At 68.5% G+C, this 16,258-nt stretch carries 18 protein-coding genes; 17 read left to right on the forward strand and 1 reads right to left on the reverse strand.

What is annotated here, in order from left to right:
* The first annotated feature begins 122 nt into the window (after positions 1-122).
* From ACW17V_RS02350 to ACW17V_RS02380, 7 genes are all read left to right on the forward strand, one after another.
* Complete coding sequence (locus ACW17V_RS02350; protein ID WP_492107294.1) at positions 123-494, forward strand: DUF4164 family protein; 372 nt, start codon at positions 123-125, stop codon at positions 492-494.
* A 3-nt stretch (positions 495-497) separates the two neighbouring features.
* Positions 498-836 carry a cell division protein ZapA gene (locus ACW17V_RS02355; protein ID WP_492107295.1) on the forward strand — a complete coding sequence of 113 codons (339 nt, stop codon included), beginning with the start codon at positions 498-500 and terminating at the stop codon, positions 834-836.
* A gap of 90 nt (positions 837-926) precedes the next feature.
* Complete coding sequence (locus ACW17V_RS02360; RefSeq protein ID WP_492107296.1) at positions 927-2,894, forward strand: alpha/beta hydrolase family protein; 1,968 nt, start codon at positions 927-929, stop codon at positions 2,892-2,894.
* Positions 2,895-3,151: 257 nt separating this feature from the next.
* A complete protein-coding gene (locus tag ACW17V_RS02365) occupies positions 3,152-3,769 on the forward strand; it encodes a 5-formyltetrahydrofolate cyclo-ligase (protein ID WP_492107297.1) in 618 nt (205 codons plus the stop codon).
* 9 nt (positions 3,770-3,778) lie between these two features.
* Positions 3,779-4,600: a TIGR00282 family metallophosphoesterase gene (locus tag ACW17V_RS02370; protein ID WP_421739226.1), complete on the forward strand. Its 822-nt coding sequence runs from the start codon at positions 3,779-3,781 to the stop codon at positions 4,598-4,600.
* 75 nt (positions 4,601-4,675) lie between these two features.
* Complete coding sequence (locus tag ACW17V_RS02375) at positions 4,676-5,431, forward strand: YebC/PmpR family DNA-binding transcriptional regulator (protein ID WP_492107298.1); 756 nt, start codon at positions 4,676-4,678, stop codon at positions 5,429-5,431.
* An 83-nt stretch (positions 5,432-5,514) separates the two neighbouring features.
* Positions 5,515-6,471, forward strand: a complete 957-nt coding sequence (locus tag ACW17V_RS02380; RefSeq protein WP_492107299.1) for a nucleoside hydrolase — start codon at positions 5,515-5,517, stop codon at positions 6,469-6,471.
* Between the two features lie 312 nt (positions 6,472-6,783).
* On the opposite strand, the gene ACW17V_RS02385 is transcribed toward ACW17V_RS02380, so the two are convergent.
* Entirely contained in the window at positions 6,784-8,193 is a 1,410-nt protein-coding gene (locus ACW17V_RS02385; RefSeq protein ID WP_492107300.1) for a M20/M25/M40 family metallo-hydrolase, read from the reverse strand.
* Between the two features lie 122 nt (positions 8,194-8,315).
* Here ACW17V_RS02385 and ruvC point away from each other — a divergent pair, with 122 nt between their 5' ends.
* The 10 genes from ruvC (at position 8,316) to pal (ending at position 16,176) form a co-directional block, all read left to right on the forward strand.
* Entirely contained in the window at positions 8,316-8,837 is a 522-nt protein-coding gene (gene ruvC / locus ACW17V_RS02390) for a crossover junction endodeoxyribonuclease RuvC (RefSeq protein ID WP_419321381.1), read from the forward strand.
* A complete protein-coding gene (gene ruvA / locus ACW17V_RS02395) occupies positions 8,834-9,451 on the forward strand; it encodes a Holliday junction branch migration protein RuvA (RefSeq protein WP_492107301.1) in 618 nt (205 codons plus the stop codon). Before ruvC ends, ruvA begins: the two co-directional genes overlap by 4 nt.
* A 148-nt stretch (positions 9,452-9,599) precedes the next feature.
* Entirely contained in the window at positions 9,600-10,640 is a 1,041-nt protein-coding gene (ruvB, locus tag ACW17V_RS02400; RefSeq protein ID WP_492107302.1) for a Holliday junction branch migration DNA helicase RuvB, read from the forward strand.
* A gap of 4 nt (positions 10,641-10,644) precedes the next feature.
* Entirely contained in the window at positions 10,645-11,496 is an 852-nt protein-coding gene (locus ACW17V_RS02405; protein ID WP_492107303.1) for an FtsW/RodA/SpoVE family cell cycle protein, read from the forward strand.
* Positions 11,493-11,945: a YbgC/FadM family acyl-CoA thioesterase gene (locus ACW17V_RS02410; protein ID WP_492107304.1), complete on the forward strand. Its 453-nt coding sequence runs from the start codon at positions 11,493-11,495 to the stop codon at positions 11,943-11,945. Before ACW17V_RS02405 ends, ACW17V_RS02410 begins: the two co-directional genes overlap by 4 nt.
* A 114-nt stretch (positions 11,946-12,059) precedes the next feature.
* Positions 12,060-12,761 (forward strand): protein TolQ, encoded by a 702-nt coding sequence (gene tolQ / locus ACW17V_RS02415; protein WP_492107305.1) that lies wholly within the window; start codon positions 12,060-12,062, stop codon positions 12,759-12,761.
* 4 nt (positions 12,762-12,765) lie between these two features.
* Positions 12,766-13,299 (forward strand): protein TolR, encoded by a 534-nt coding sequence (tolR, locus tag ACW17V_RS02420; RefSeq protein WP_492107306.1) that lies wholly within the window; start codon positions 12,766-12,768, stop codon positions 13,297-13,299.
* An 8-nt stretch (positions 13,300-13,307) separates the two neighbouring features.
* Positions 13,308-14,114: a cell envelope integrity protein TolA gene (gene tolA / locus ACW17V_RS02425; RefSeq protein WP_492107307.1), complete on the forward strand. Its 807-nt coding sequence runs from the start codon at positions 13,308-13,310 to the stop codon at positions 14,112-14,114.
* 20 nt (positions 14,115-14,134) lie between these two features.
* Positions 14,135-15,439: a Tol-Pal system beta propeller repeat protein TolB gene (tolB, locus tag ACW17V_RS02430; RefSeq protein ID WP_492107308.1), complete on the forward strand. Its 1,305-nt coding sequence runs from the start codon at positions 14,135-14,137 to the stop codon at positions 15,437-15,439.
* 173 nt (positions 15,440-15,612) lie between these two features.
* A complete protein-coding gene (gene pal, locus ACW17V_RS02435; RefSeq protein WP_492108722.1) occupies positions 15,613-16,176 on the forward strand; it encodes a peptidoglycan-associated lipoprotein Pal in 564 nt (187 codons plus the stop codon).
* Positions 16,177-16,258: the final 82 nt, after the last annotated feature.

Raw genomic sequence — 16,258 nt, forward strand, 5'->3', positions numbered from 1 at the left:
CGGGCCGGTAACAACGCATGACGGAATACTGCCAAGGGCGATTTCATCACCCTATTGTCGCCGCAGCGGGTGGCGAAGCTGGCCCTGATCTATATGTTGCACCGCATGATTGGAACCCGCCGATGACCCTGGGCGAAACGAGCGCCCTCGACCTCGCCGCGCGCCGTCTCGAGCGCGCCGTGACGCAGCTTGAACAGCGGCTGGCCGCGCGCGCGACCGTGGCTGTCGCCTCGGCGACGGCGTCTTCAGCATCGTCGTCCGATCTGTTCGACGGCGAGGCCGCGCGCCTGAAGGCCGAGCTGGACGCCGCCCGCGTGCGCGAGCGCGCCCTGGAGGAAGCCGGCGCCCAGGCCTCGGTCGCCCTCGGCCGCGCTATCGCCGAGATCCGCGCCGCCCTGGGCGACGAGGGACCGGTGAATGACGACCATCCGTCCGACGACCTCGCCCCGGCCGACGAGACCGACGAGCTGTTCGATGATCCGCGGGAGGCCTGACCCATGGCCCAACTGACCATCCAGGTGAACGGCCGGCCCTATACCGTCGGCTGCGAGGACGGGCAGGAGGCCCACCTCATGGAGATCGCCCGCCTGTTCGACCGTCAGGTCCGCCAGGTGAGCCAGGATGTCGGCCAGCTGGGCGAGACCCGCCTGTTCCTGATGGGCGCCCTGCTGCTGGCCGACGAGATGAGCGACCTGAAGCTGCGCCTGGCCCACGCCCAGGGCGAGCTGTCGCGGCTGCAGAACGAACAGAACCGCGAAGCCAACCGCATCGAGATCGCCGCCATCCGCGCCATCGACGCGGCGGCCGAGCGGATCGAGAAGCTGGCGGCGGAGTAGGGCGCTTCGATACCGCGCGCCCCGGCTGCGCTCTAGGTTGTTTAATTCGCCGTCTCGCCTATCGTCGGGCCAAGCTTGAAGGGGTGGTGGATGCGTTTGGTCACGGCGTTTGCGTTTGTCTGTCTGGCGCTAGGCGGGCCCGCGCTCGCGGCGGATCCCACGGCCGCCGCGTTCGGGGCGCGGGAATACATCCAGCAAATCAGCCTTTCGCCCGACGGTCAGCAGGTGGCGATGATTGTCCCCGGCTCCGGCCAGGGCGCCAAGCTGGTGACCATCAACATCGCGACCGGGGCGTCCAAGACCATCCTGGTCTCCAGCGGCGCGCCCGAGCGGCTGACCTACTGCCGCTGGTCGACCAACACGCGCCTGGTCTGCCAGATCTACGCCATGGTCAAGAACGGCGAGAGCAAGTTGGGCTACACGCGCCTGCTGGCGCTCAACAGCGACGGCGGCGAGCTGAAGATGCTGACCGCCGAGAACAGCAACCGGACCATCGGGGTCGCCCAGAACGGCGGCTCCATCGTCGACTGGTCGATCGACGACGCTGAGAGCGGGGTGTTGATGACCCGCGAGTATCTGGAGGAGACCGGCGTCAGTCGCACCACCCGCAAAGACGAGGGATTGGGCGTCGAGCGCGTCGATACGCTGACCCTGGTGCGAAAGACCGTCGAGAAGGCCTTCAGCACCGCCTTGGAATATATCGGTGACGGGCATGGGACGGTCAGAATCATGGGCATGCAGCCCACGCGGGGGAACTCCGGCTATTCCGGCGGCAAGATCTCCTATCTCTACCGCAAGCCCGACAGCCGCGAGTGGCTGCCGCTGGGCCAGCTGACCAGCGGTTCGGTCGGCTGGAGCGGGTTCAACCCCTACGCCGTCGATCAGAAGCTCAACGTCGTCTACGGTTTCGACGACAAGGACGGGCGCCAGGCGCTCTACAAGATCGCCCTCGACGGCTCGATGACGCGCGACCTGGTCTTGGCGCGACCGGACGTCGACGTCTCGGGCCTGGTGCGGATCGGCCAGCAGAACCGCGTGGTCGGCGCATCCTTCGTCACCGACCGCCGGGAAACCGAATTCTTCGATCCGGAGCTGCGCAAGCTGGGTCTGGCGATCGGCAAGGCCATGCCCGGACGGATCGTCACCTTCATCGACGCCTCGGCCGACGAATCCAAGCTCCTGCTGTTCGCCGGCGGCGACAGCTATCCGGGCGTCTATTACCTCTTCGACAAGACCACCCGGAAGCTCCAGGACCTGACGGCCGCCCGGCCGCAGCTGGAGGGGATGAAGTTGGCCACGGTGAAGGCGATCAGCTATCCGGCGGCCGACGGCACGCAGATCCCGGGCTACCTGACCCTGCCGCCGGGCAGCGACGGCAAGAACCTGCCGGCGATCGTCATGCCGCACGGCGGCCCCAGCGCCCGCGACGACTGGGGCTTCGACTGGCTGGCGCAGTACTTCGCCCAGCGGGGCTTCGCGGTGCTGCAACCCAACTACCGGGGCTCCGCCGGCTATGGGGCCGACTGGTTCCAGAAGAACGGCTTCCAGTCCTGGCGCACGGCCGTCGGCGACGTCAACGACGGCGGCCGCTGGCTGGCGCAGCAGGGGATCGCCGCGCCGGGCAAGCTGGCCATCGTCGGCTGGTCCTACGGCGGCTACGCGGCGCTGCAGTCGAATGTGCTGGATCCCGACCTGTTCAAGGCCGTCGTCGCGATCGCGCCGGTCACGGACCTCGAACTGCTGCGGCAGGAGCACCAGAACTTCACCAACTACCTGCAGGTCAGCCAGTTCATCGGCAAGGGGCCGCACGTCGCCGAGGGCTCACCGGCCCAGAACGCCGCGGCGATCAAGGCTCCGGTGCTGCTGTTCCACGGCGACCTGGATACCAATGTCGGGGTCGGCGAGTCGCGGCTGATGGAGCGCAAGCTCCGCGACGCAGGTCGCAAGGTCGAGTACATCGAGTTCAAGGGTCTCGATCACCATCTGAACGACGGTGCGGCCCGGACCGAGATGTTGGGGAAGGCCGACGCGTTCCTGAAGGTCTCGCTGGGACTCTGAGGATCGTGAGGGCCGCGACGGAACGCCCCTATCGCCGGGGGGAGCGAGCGCCTATATTCCTCAGCGGCGGGTCTGCTGTGGCCCTCGTCGAAGATTTCTATTCCCAGGGACCTTAATCTCTCTATCGGGACCTGTTCCCTCCCGTGGCCGTGGCTGCGGGGACACGGGGCCCACCTGTACCAAACAGGTTCGAGTGGATTGAAACGTCTTCACGGTTCTTCATGGCGCCGCCACCTTTCCTTCCTTAATGAAGCGGCATGGTTCACGCCGATCCCGCCTCCGCCAAGGCCGCCCTGCGGATGTTCGTCCGCACCCGGCGCAAGCTGCTGGCCAAGGAATATCCCGAGGCCGACCGGATGGTCGCCGAAGTCGGTCGCCAGTCCTTGACCCGGCTCTTCCCCGATCCCGTCGGCAGGGTCGCCGCGCTGTATCACAGCCTGGGTTCGGAGATTTCGCCGCGCCTCCTGGCCGACCAGCTGGCTGAAGCGGGCTGGACCCTGGCCCTGCCGTCCGTCGAGGGCGAGACCGGCGCCATGGTCTTCCGCCGCTGGGATCGCACAGCCCCGCTGAGCCGCGACGGTATCGGCCTGCACGCGCCGCCCGCCGACAGCGAGGCTCTTGAGCCTGACCTGGTCATCGTGCCGCTGCTGGCCTTCGATCGCGACGGCCGGCGTCTGGGGCAGGGCGGCGGCTATTATGATCGCGCGCTGGAAGCCCTGAAGGCGCGGCGCGAAGTCTTCGTGCTGGGCCTGGCCTATGGCGGTCAGGAGACGGCGAATTTGCCGCACGAACCGCATGATCAAGCGCTGGACGCCATTCTCACCGAAAAAGAGTATATCGCGGTCAATGACACGGGCTCGAAGACGGGCCGCTAAGGAATATCCATGCGTTTTGCTTTTTTCGGCGATGTCGTCGGCAAGTCGGGCCGCGACGGTCTGGCCGATCATCTGCCCGCCCTGCGCCGTGACCTCGACCTTGAGTTCGTGATCATCAACGCCGAGAACGCCGCCGCCGGCTTCGGCATCACCGAGAACACGGCGCGCGAACTCTTTGAGGCCGGCGCCGATTGCCTGACCCTGGGCAATCACAGCTGGGACCAGCGCGAGGCTCTGACCTATATCGTGCGCGAGCCGCGCCTGATCCGTCCGGCCAACTATCCGATCCTGTCGGACGCCCCGGGGCGGGGCAGCCACTTGTTCCAGACCGAGCGCGGCCGGACCATCATGGTCATCAACCTGCTGGGCCGGGTGCACATGGACGCCATGGACGACCCCTTCGCCGCCGCCGACCGCGAGCTGGACAAGGCCCCGCTGGGCCAGGTGGCCGACGCGGTGGTGGTCGACATGCACTGCGAGGCCACCTCCGAGAAGATGGCCATGGGCCACTATTGCGACGGTCGCGCTTCGCTGGTCGTCGGCACCCACACGCACGTGCCGACCGCCGACGCCCAGATCCTGCCCGGCGGCACGGCCTACCAGACCGACGCCGGGGCCTGCGCCGACTATGACAGCGTCATCGGCAACCAGAAGGAAGAGCCCCTGCGGCGCTTCACCACCAAGATCAGCGGCGGCCGCTATACGCCCGCTTCGGGTCCGGCCACGGTCTGCGGCGTGTTCGTCGAGACCGACGACCGCACCGGCCTGGCCCTGCGGGTCGAGCCGATCCGGGTGGGCGGCCGGCTGAAGCCGACGGTTCCGGCGGTCTAGACGTGACAAAACCCCGCTTCAGAGGCTAGAAGCGCGCCCACTCCACCATCATCAGATCAGAGATAGAGCCCCCGAATGGCCGGCCACTCGAAATTCAAGAACATCATGCACCGCAAGGGCCGCGCCGACGCCGCGCGCTCCAAGCTGTTCTCCAAGCTGTCGCGGGAAATCACCGTGGCGGCCAAGGCCGGCGTGGCCGATCCCAACATGAACCCGCGCCTGCGCCTGGCGGTGAACAACGCCAAGGCCGAAAGCCTGCCCAAGGACGTCATCGACCGCGCGATCAAGAAGTCGCAGATGGGCGACGCGGCCGACTACACCGAGATCCGCTACGAAGGCGTCGCGGCCGGCGGCGTGGGCATCATCGTCGAGGTGCTGACCGACAACCGCAACCGCGCCGCCGCCAATGTCCGCTCCTACTTCACCAAGCTGGGCGGCAATATGGGCGCGACCGGTTCGGTCACGTTCAACTTCGACCACGTCGGCCAGATCGGCTATCCGGCCAAGGCGGCGTCGGAAGACGCGATGATGGAGGCCGCCATCGAGGCCGGCGCCGATGACGTCGAGTCGGACATGGACGAAGAGGGCGAGGGCCACACGGTCTATACCGCCTTCGAAAGCCTCAACGAGGTGGCGGCCGCCCTGGAAGCCAAGTTCGGCCCGGCGTCGAACACCAAGATCGCCTGGCGTCCGAAGATGCAGGTGCCGGTGACCGGCGACAGCGTCGCCACCCTGATGAAGCTGCTGGACATGCTCAACGACGATGACGACGTCCAGAACGTCTATTCGAACGAAGAGATCAGCGACGAAGACCTGGCCAAGCTGGGCTAGGCTGCGGCCGTTTCCGGCGCGGGGGGAGGGAGACGGTGTTTCCCGTCTTCTCCCCGTCACATCCGCTCGGCTACACTCGCCGCATGACCCTGCGCGTGCATATCGACACCGACTGCGGCGTGGACGACGCCCTGGCGCTGGCCATGCTGGCGCGGGCGCGCGACGTCATCGAGGTGGGGTCGGTGTCGGCGGTGTTCGGCAACACCTATGTCGACCAGGCCGCCGCCAATGCCCGAGGGGTGCTGCGGCTGGCCGGCTGCGGGGCCGAGGTCTATATCGGCGCCGGATCGGGTCTGGCCAAGCGCCGGGTCGAGCGGATGCGGCCCGCTCATGGCGCCGATGGGCTGAACGGCGCGGGGTTTTCGCAGCGCTGGAAACTGCCGGAGCTGGATCGCGGCCATGGCGTCAGCCTGCTGGCCTTCGCCGCGCGTCGCCGGATCACCGGGCTGTTCCTGGGCCCCCTGACTAACCTGGCCCAGGGCCTGCTGGACGATCCGGTCGCGTTCCGCGCCTGGCGCCCGACCATCATGGCCGGCGCCTTCGCCGTCGAGGGCAAGGCCGCCGGCGGCGCCGACTTCAACAGCTGGAGCGATCCGGAAGCCCTGCAGCGGATTCTCGAGGCCGGGGTTCGCCCGCGCCTGATGCCGATGGACGTCTCCAGCCGGATCACCCTGACCCGGGCGGCGCTGGAGGCGGGCGCGGCCTGTTGCGGCTCGCCGCTCTCGGCTCGGCTCAGTCGGGCGGCGGGCGCCTATATGGACTTCCACGCCCAGGTCTGGGGCACGGCGGGGGGCTGCCATCCGCACGACGCCGTGGCCGCCGCCAGCCTGATCGCGCCTGACGCCTTCACCTTCGAGCCGGCGCGGTTGCGGGTGTCGGTCGACGGGATCCGCCAGGGCCGCATCGAGCGCATCGACGGCGCGCCCAACGCCGAGGTCTGCGTGGACGTCGATGTCGCTGTCGTGGAGCGGCTGATCCTGACGACGCTGTTCGGGAAGCTAGCGGACGATCAGTTCGATCGCTCGGCCGGCGCCGCATGATGCGGATCCTCCGAGAGCCAGACGATCCTTGGACGTCGTTCGTGAAGGGGGCATCGAGAACAGCCTTAGCGGTCGGTATCCCCTTGGTAATCGGGGGCACGCTCCGAATCGTGAAGGATTGGAATTCGTTTTGGCTGGGCCTCGGGATCACGCTCGCGATGACCGCTGTCTTTAGCCTAATCGCTGGCGGATTGTGCGCACTGTCGAGCGTCTTGCAGCGCTGGGCCTATGATCGTGTAACTGGCGGCCCGTTCCAATGAATTGTCATCCCGGGCAAGCGCGCAGCGCGCAGACCCGGGATGAAAAAGGACGCTACTTCCCGCCCGCATAGTCCTTGATCAGGCCGTGCAGGAAGTCGCGCCCGTCATACAGCGACTTGACCCGCATGCGCTCGTTCCGGCCGTGGATGCCGTCGCCGTCCGAGCCGCCGAACAGGCCGCTGACGCCATAGGTTGGAATGCCGGCGGCGTTGGTGTGCACGCCATCGGTGGCGCCGGTCAGCAGGATCGGCACGATCGGCACGCCGGGCCACAGCTTGGCGGCCTGCTTGTTGATCGGGCCCATGATGGCCGGCGTCAGGGCCGGCGGCGGCGAGGCGGCCTTGGACGGGTGGGCCAGGGTGAAGGCGACGGCCGGATCGGCGGCGACCTCCGACAGCTTGGCCTTGACCTCCTCGACCGGGGTGCCGGGCAGGATGCGGCAGTTGACGTTGGCCGTGGCGCGCTGGGGCAGGGCGTTGGGCGCGTGGCCGGCGCTGACCATGGTGGCCACGCAGGTGGTGCGCAGCATCGCGTTCCACATCGGATCGGCCGTGACGACCTTCAGCGCCGCCGGGTCTTCGATATTGGCGACCAGGGCCTTCATGGCGGCGGCCTGCGGGGCCGGCACGCGGGGCTGCATCTGGGTGAAATAGCCCCGGGTGGCGTCGATGAAGCGGGGCGGGAACTGGTAGGCGCCGATCCGGTCCAGCGCCGCCGACAGCTGATAGATGGCGTTGGCGCCGTGGGGCCGGCTGGAGTGGCCGCCCGGATTGGTCACCGTCAGGGTGAAGTCCTGATAGACCTTCTCGCCGGCCTGGACCTCAAGCACCACTTCCTTGCCCTGATCATCCAGCAGGCCGTCGGCGCCTTCGTTGAGGGCGAACTCGGCGTCCACCAGGGCGCGGTGGTTCTTCACCAGGTCCTCGATGCCGTTATAGCCCTCGCTTTCCTCGCCGCAGGTCAGGGCCATCTTGATGTCGCGCTTGGGCTTGAAGCCCTCCTGCTTCAACCGGACCATGCTGTCGGCCCAGATGGCGGCCTGGGCCTTGTCGTCCGACGTGCCGCGTCCGTAGAAATAGCCGTTCTCCTCGACCAGCACGAACGGATCGCGGGTCCAGTCGGCGCGGTTGGCCTCGACGACGTCGATATGGGCCAGCAGCAGCATGGGCTTGGCCTTGGGGTCGGTCCCGTGCAGCACGGCCACCAGCGAGCCTTCGCGGGGGTGCTTGGGCTCGACGACGACCTTCACATCCGCCTCGGGATAGCCGGCCGCCTTAAGGCGCGCGCCCATGGCCTCGGCGGCGGCGGTGCAACTGCCGACCGACAGGGTGGTGTTGATCTCGACCAGCTCCTTGTAGAGCTCGCGGAATTTCAGCTGATCGGGGCGAGGCGTCGCCTGGGCCTGCGCCGCCATCGGCAGGGCCAGCACGGCCGCCGTCGTCATCCATCCCGCCAAACGCATCAAATCATCTCCCCTTATGAACTGGGCGGAAGGAGAGCCCGGCGCGCGGTCGCGCGCAAGGGTCGGCGTTAAGCTCGCGTTAGCAATACAGGGGCTTTTCCTCGGGCGCGGAACAGGCGATGTTGCGAGAACACATGATGAACATGAATCGCATCCCGATCCGGATCCTGGGCCTCGACCCCGGCCTGCGCCGCACCGGCTGGGGCGTGATCGCGGTCGAAGGCTCGCGCATGAGCCACGTCGCCCACGGCGTGATCGCGCCCGACGAGAAGGCCGAGTTCGCCCAGCGCCTGCTGCACCTGTTCGAAGGCATCTGCGCGGTGATCGAGCAGCATCGGCCCGATGAGGCGGCGGTGGAGGAGGTGTTCCTCAACACCAACGCCCAATCCACGCTGAAACTGGGCCACGCCCGCGCCGCCGCCCTGATCGCGCCGGCCCGCGCCGGCCTGCTGGTGGCTGAGTATTCGACCCGTCTGGTCAAGAAGGCGGTGGTCGGCACCGGCGCGGCCGACAAGGCCCAGATCGGCTTCATGATCGCCCGCCTGCTGCCCACGGCGGGCAAGACCACGGCCGACTGCGCCGACGCCCTGGCCGTCGCCATCACCCACGCCAATCTGCGCGTCGCCAACCGGAGGGTCGCATGATCGGTAGATTGCGCGGCGCGGTCGCCGAGGTCGGCGAGGAAGAGGCCCTGATCGACGTCATGGGCGTGGGCTATGTGGTCCGCTGCGGCGGCCGCACCCTCTCGCGCCTGCCGGCCCTGGGCGAAGAGGCCCTGCTGCACATCGAGAGCCAGTGGAGCGAAAGCGCCGGCCTGCGACTCTACGGTTTCGCCACCCGCGAGGACCGCCGCGCCTTCGTGCTGCTGCAGGCCATCCAGGGGGTCGGCCCCAAGGCGGCGATGGCGGTGCTGGACATCCTGTCGCCGGCCGAGCTGGCCAGCGCTGTCGCCCGCGAGGACAAGGCCGCCGTCGGTCGCGCCTCGGGCGTGGGGCCCAAGCTGGCCCTGCGGATCGTCACCGAGTTGAAGGACAAGCCGATCACCGACGGCCCGGTGCTGATGACCGCGCCGTCTTCCGGTTCCGCGCCCGTGAAGGCCAAGCCCGCCCCGACCGGCGACGCCGTCGCGGCGCTGATGGGTCTGGGCGTGGCCGAAGTGAACGCCCGCCGCGTGGTCGAAGCCGCCGCCGTCAAGCTGGGTGAAGAGGCGACGGTGCAGGCCCTGATCAAGGCTGGGCTTCAGGAGTTGGGGCGGTGATCGGTTTTAAAAGCCCTTCCCCCTTGATGGGGGAAGGGTTGGGATGGGGGTGTCTCGGCGCTGGCCGCTGGCGCGAACCTTACCGCCGTAGTCACCCCCATCCCCGACCCTTCCCCCATCCGCCGACGGGAAGGGAGGATATCGCTCAATGACCCGCATCATCTCCGGCGAAGCCCAAGCCCACGAAGCCGTCCCGCTGGCGGCCGACAAGGCCCTGCGCCCCCAGACCCTGGCTGAGTTCGTCGGCCAGGAGCAGGCCAAGGGCAATCTCCGCGTCTTCATCGAGGCCGCCAAGGGCCGGGGCGAGGCCCTGGACCATGTGCTGCTGTTTGGCCCGCCAGGCCTGGGCAAGACCACCCTGGCCCAGATCGTCGCCCGCGAACTGGGCGTGAACTTCCGCGCCACCTCCGGTCCGGTGCTGAACAAGCCCGGCGACCTGGCGGCGATCCTGACCAATCTGGAAGCCAACGACGTCCTGTTCATCGACGAGATCCACCGCCTGTCGTCGAACGTCGAGGAGATCCTGTATCCGGCCATGGAAGACCATGTGCTGGACCTGGTGATCGGCGAGGGCCCTTCCGCCCGCTCGATCCGCATCGACCTGGCCCCCTTTACCCTGGTGGCGGCGACGACCCGGGCGGGCATGCTGGCGACACCGCTTCGCGACCGCTTCGGCATCCCGATCCGGCTGGAATTCTACACCCACGCCGAGCTGAAGCACGTGCTGCTGGGCGCGGCCCGCAAGATGGGCGCGCCGCTGTCGGAAGACGGCGCCGCCGAGATCGCGGCCCGGGCGCGGGGCACCCCCCGCGTCGCCGGCCGTCTGCTGCGCCGCGTGCGCGACTTCGCCGAGGCCGACGGCGCGACCGTCATCGACCGCAAGGCGGCCGGCATGGCTCTGGCCCGGCTGGAGGTCGACGAGGTCGGTCTCGACAGCCTCGACCGCCGCTATCTGCGCGCCCTGATCGAACACTATGGCGGCGGCCCGGCCGGGGTCGAGACCATCGCCTACGCCATCGCCGAGTCCCGCGACGCGGTGGAAGACGTCATCGAGCCCTATCTGATGCAGCAGGGCTTCATCCAGCGCACGCCGCGCGGCCGGGTGGCCTGCGGTAAGGCCTATCTGCATCTCGGGCTCAAGGCGCCCGCCGCGCCGCCGGGGCAGGCGGGGCTGTTCGGGGAGGAGTAGGGCGATGCGCGCGATCCGGTTGATCACCGCCGTCCAGGCGGCGGCCTGTTTCGGGGTTTCGCTGGCGGCGATCGGCGCGGCAGGCGCTGGCCCCAACGCGCTGGTGGTCCAGAGCCTGGCCGCTGTCCTGGCCCTGGCTCTGGCGCTGGTGGTCATGCGCTTCTGGCGCAAGGCGGACTGGCGCTACTGGCTGCTGATGGCCGCCTGCGGCCTGGCCCTGCTCCTGACCCTGATGACCGGCGCCGAACTGGAAGGCGCGCGGCGCTGGCTGGCCTTGGGACCGATGCAGCTGCATACCGCTTCCCTGGTCCTGCCGCTGGGCGCCTGGGCGTTCGCGCGGGGTTTCGAAGACCGGCGTCTGGCGGGCCTGGCGGCCGTCGTGAGCTTTCTGCTGCTCTACCAGCACGACGCCGCCTCGTCTCTGGCCTGGGCCCTGGCCGTCGCCGGGGCGATTCTGGTCCAGCGCCCGCGCCAGGCCATCCCCTGGGCGGTTGTCGCCGCCACCGCTGTTCTCGCCTATGCCGCCTGGACCGAGCCCGACACCCTGCCGGCCGTACCCTATGTCGAGGGCCTGTTGCGCACGACCTTCGAAGCCAGCCCCGTTCTGGGCGCCCTGGCGGGTCTCCTGATGTTCAGCCTGCCCGCGCCGTTCCTGCTGGTCGCCGCCGCCCGACCCGAGCGCCGCGCCGAGGCCCTGGCGCTGGCGGCGCTTTGGGCCGGCTGGATCGCCTCCAACCTGTTGGGAAACTATCCCGCGCCCGTTATCGGTTACGGCGCCGCGCCGATACTGGCCTGGGGCCTGTCTGTCGGCCTCATGCTCGGCGAGCCCGCCAAAGAGGATGAGCCCGCCTCATGATCGACCCCACCGCCGGCGTCTTCGACGGCCGCGAGCACCAGCTGCCCGTCCGGATCTATTACGAAGACACCGACTTTTCCGGCATCGTCTATCACGCCAACTACCTGCGCTATTTCGAGCGGGGGCGGAGCGATTTCTTCCGGCTGATCGGCATCTCGCACACCGAGCTGGCGCAGGCCGACACCGCGTTCGCGATCATCCGCATGGAGCTGGACTTCAAGCGCTCGGCGCGGATCGACGACGCCCTGGTGGTGCGGACCACCTTCGACAGCGTCAAGGGGCCGCGCCTGTTCGTGACGCAGCGGGTCACGCGGGGTGAAGAGCTGATCTGTCAGGCCCAGGGCGTCGCCGTCTGCATCACCCTGGACGGCCGGCCGCGCAAGCCGACGGCGCAGATGCTGGCCCAGATGGCCCCGTGGCTCGAGCCAGCCGCCGGGAACGAAAACTGAGCGCGGGGAATTTTCAGGCTCTCCCGGTGATTGTCATAGTTTCACCAAAGCGCCGCTTCATGCCAGTAAGGCACTAGACCTAGACAGACGCCCGAACGGAGCAGGATCCCCCGCATGGACGCCGCCGCAGCCGCCCCCGCCAATTTCTCGTTTGTCGCCCTGTTTATGCAGGCCGACTGGGTCGTGAAGGGGGTGATGGTCGGCCTGATCCTCGCCTCGCTGGGCTCCTGGGCCGTGATTCTGGACAAGCTGTTCCGCTTCGCCGCGCTCAACAGCGCCGCCGACCGTTTCGAGAGCCAGGTCGGGGCCGGCCGCTCGCTGGAAGACGTGGCGGGCGAGGCCGGCGCCAATCCGCGCCATCCGCTGCCGCGCATGCTGCAGGCGGCGCTGAAGGAATGGCGCGACGCCAAGCTGCGGGGCGCGATCAGCGAAAACCAGGCCGCCTTCCTGATCCAGCGCATCGACCGGATCATGGACACCATGATCGCCCGCGAGAGCGCCAAGGTCGAAGAGGGTCTGGGCAGCCTGGCCATCGTCGCCACCGCCAGCCCGTTCATTGGCCTGTTCGGCACGGTCTGGGGCATCATGCACGCCTTCCAGGCCATCGCCCTGTCGAAGAACACCTCGCTGGCCGTGGTGGCGCCGTCGATCGCCGAGGCCCTGTTCGCCACCGCTATCGGCCTAGTCGCCGCCATCCCGGCCTATATCGCCTACAACAAGTTCTCGACCGACGCGGGCAAGTACGCCGGCCGCCTGGAAGGCTTCGCCGACGACCTGTCGACCGCGATCCAGCGTCGCCTGGCCGAGCGGGTCTGATCCGATGTCGATGTCCGCCAACGACGCCTTCGCCACGGGCGGCCGCCGCGGCCGCCGTCGGGGCCGCCGCTCGCGCGGGGCGCTGTCCGAGATCAATGTCACCCCGCTGGTCGACGTGATGCTGGTGCTGCTGATCATCTTCATGATCAGCGCCCCGCTGCTGACCGCCGGCGTGCCGCTGGAGCTGCCCAAGACCGAGGCCGCCGCCCTGCAGAGCCAGCAGGAGCCGATCACGGTGTCGATCCGCGCCGATGGCCAGATCTTCGTCAGCGACCCAAAGGGGGACGAGACCCAGATCCCGTTCGAGAACCTCGCCCCGCGCATCACCGCCATCGCCGGCGACGGCTATGACAAGCCGCTGTTCGTGCGGGCCGATGGCGCGGCGACCTATGCCATCGTCGCCCAGACCATGGCGGCGCTGTCGAACGCCGGCTTCGCCAAGATCAACCTGATCACCGAGACGGGCGGCCCCTCCTCGGGCGCGGCTCCGCGCGACGCCCTGCCCGAAGGCTCGGGCGACCTGCGGCCGGCCCAATAGGACTTCGGATGGCTCGTCGCGCCGAAACCGGATTCTCGCCCGCTCTGATCGGGTCGGTCGCGCTGCACGGGCTGGTGGCGGCGGCGATCCTGATCGGCCTGCCGTGGAAGAAGCCCGTGCCCATCACCCTGGGCGAAAGCGTGCCGGTGACCATCGTCACCCAGGGGCCCACCAATGTGCGCCCGGCCGAGGAAGCGCTGGAAGAGCAGACGGCCCTGACCGAAGAGCCGGTCGCCGAGGCTGCGCCGACCCCGCCGGCCCCCGTGCCCGCGCCGGTTCCGACCCCGGCCCCGACCCCGCCGTCCAAGGCCGCCCCCAAGCCGACGCCTACCCCGACCCCGGCCAAGAAACCGGCCCCGGCCAAGGCCAATGACGACTTCTTCGCCTCGCTGGAGGCGTCGCTGTCCAAGACCAAGAAGTCGACCGGCAAGCCCGCCGCCAACGCGCCCAAGGGCCCCAGCCGCGCCGAGACCTCGGTCTCGGCCCGTCCCGCCGCCGGCGCCGCCACCGGCCTGTCGGCCGCCGCGCTGGGACGCCTGCAGGGCGAGGTGCGGGATCGCTGGAACCCCAACTGCCAGGTCGAGGGTGGCTCCAGCGTCAATGTGCGGGTGGTATTTGAGGTCGGCCCCGGCGGCCGAGTCGTCGGCCAGCCACAATCATCGGGCACCACCTCGTCTGATCCCGTCGTGAAGGCCGCATCGGACCGCGCCATTCGCGCGTTGTTCGCGGCGGCGCCGTTCGCTTATCTGCCGTCTGACCTCTACGGTCAGAAAATCGCCCTGAACTTCGACGCAAAACAGGGCTGCCCCGGATGATCTCCTCGAAGGGAAACGCGATGCGCTTGAAACCCCTGCTGTTGATGGTCGCCGCCCTGCTAGGTGGCGCGATCGCCCTGCCGGCCGCCGCCCAGCAAGGCCCGATCGAGGTCGATATCAACTCCGGCGTGGTCAAGCCGCTGCCGATCGCCGTGCCCGCCTTCTCCGGCTCGGGACGCGGGGCCGAGATCGCCCAGGTCATCACCGGCAATCTGGAGCGTTCGGGCCTGTTCCAGCCGCTGAACGTCTCGGCCGTGCCCGACAAGCTGCCCGACGTGAACGTCCAGCCGCGCTTCCCCGACTGGCAGGCGACCGGGGCCCAGGCCCTGATCAACGGCCAGGTGACGGTGGGACCCGACGGCGGCCTGCGCGTCGACTTCCGCCTGTGGGACGTCTTTTCGCAGCAGCAGCTTCTGGGCCTGCAGTTCTCGTCCACGCCCGACAACTGGCGCCGCGTGGCGCACAAGATCAGCGACGCCGTCTATGAGCGCCTGACCGGCGAGAAGGGCTATTTCGACACCCGCGTCGCCTTCGTGGCCGAAAGCGGTCCCAAGATGGCCCGCATCAAGCGCCTGGCGATCATGGACCAGGACGGCGCCAACCCGCAGTTCCTGACCGACGGCTCCTACATCGTCATGACCCCGCGCTTCTCGGCCACCAGCCAGGAGCTGACCTATATGGCCCTGCGGCCGACGGGGTCGTCGATCTACCTGCTCAATCTCGAGACCAGCCGCCAGGAAACGGTCGGCAAGTTCCCGGGCATGGTCTTCGCCCCGCGCTTCTCGCCCGACGGCAGCAAGGTGGCCTTTTCGGTGGAGAAGGGCGGCAACAGCGACATCTATGTGCTGGACCTGCGCAGCCGCCAGTCGACCCGCATCACCACCGATCCTTCGATCGACACTTCGCCGTCGTTCTCGCCGGACGGCAGCAAGATCGTCTTCAACTCCGACCGCGGCGGCCAGGCTCAGCTCTATATGATGAACGCCGATGGCTCGGGCGTGCGGCGCATCTCCTATGGCGGCGGCCGCTACACGACGCCCGTCTGGAGCCCGCGCGGCGACTTCATCGCCTTCACCAAGCAGACCGGCGGCCAGTTCCACATCGGCGTCATGCGCACCGACGGATCGGACGAGCGTCTGCTGACCACCAGCTATCTGGACGAGGGGCCGACCTGGGCGCCGAACGGCCGAGTGCTGATGTATTTCCGCGAGAGCCAGGCCGGCACGCCGCGCCTGTGGACCGTCGACATCACCGGCCGCATCCTGCGTCCGGCCGCCTATCAGGGTCAGGCCTCCGATCCGGCCTGGTCGCCGTTGCTGGATTGAATCTGGACGTCCGGGCAACCTCGACTGTGCGGAGACGTTTGCTGTGACGGTTCGCCTTGCAAGTGAATCAAGGTCGCGACACGGTCATCTGACGTCATTGTGAGGCTTGGTCAGACGTTTTCATTGTCCCGTTGAGGTGCTTGAAGGGTATCCAACAGGTCCAAACCGAGGTTTTGAGGAGAAACTGGATGAACTTCGACACCAAGCGCGCCACTAGACTGGCGCTGATCGGTTTGGCGGCCGCCTCTCTCGCCGCCTGCGCTTCGCGGCCGACGCCGGCCGGTCCCGCCCCGGTGGCGCCGAGCGAACCTGCCAGCCCCAGCGCGCCCTACACGCCGCCGACCTTGCCCCCCAGCCAGGGCGCGGTGCCCGGCTCGGTGCAGGACTTCGTCATCAACATCGGCGAACGCATCTATTTCGACACGGACGAATATGTCGTGCGCAGCGACGCCCAGCCGGTGCTCGGCGCCCAGGCCCAGTGGCTGAACCGCTATCCGGCCGTCCGCGTCCGCATCGAAGGCAATGCCGACGAACGCGGCACCCGCGAATACAACCTGGCCCTGGGCGCCCGCCGCGCCAACGCCGTCCGCGACTTCCTGGTCAGCCAGGGCGTGTCGGGCGCGCGCATCGAGACCCTGTCCTACGGCAAGGAGCGCCCGATCGACGCGGGCACTTCGGAAGAGGCCTGGGCCAAGAACCGTAACGCCCGCACCGCCATTACCGACGGCGCGCGCTAAAGACGCTCCCTTCCCCCTTGATGGGGGAAGGGCCGGGGATGGGGGTGATGCGGCGGTTCAACTGCAGACGCCGTAGCCACCC

Source organism: Caulobacter sp. FV2ye17ST (assembly GCF_058680955.1).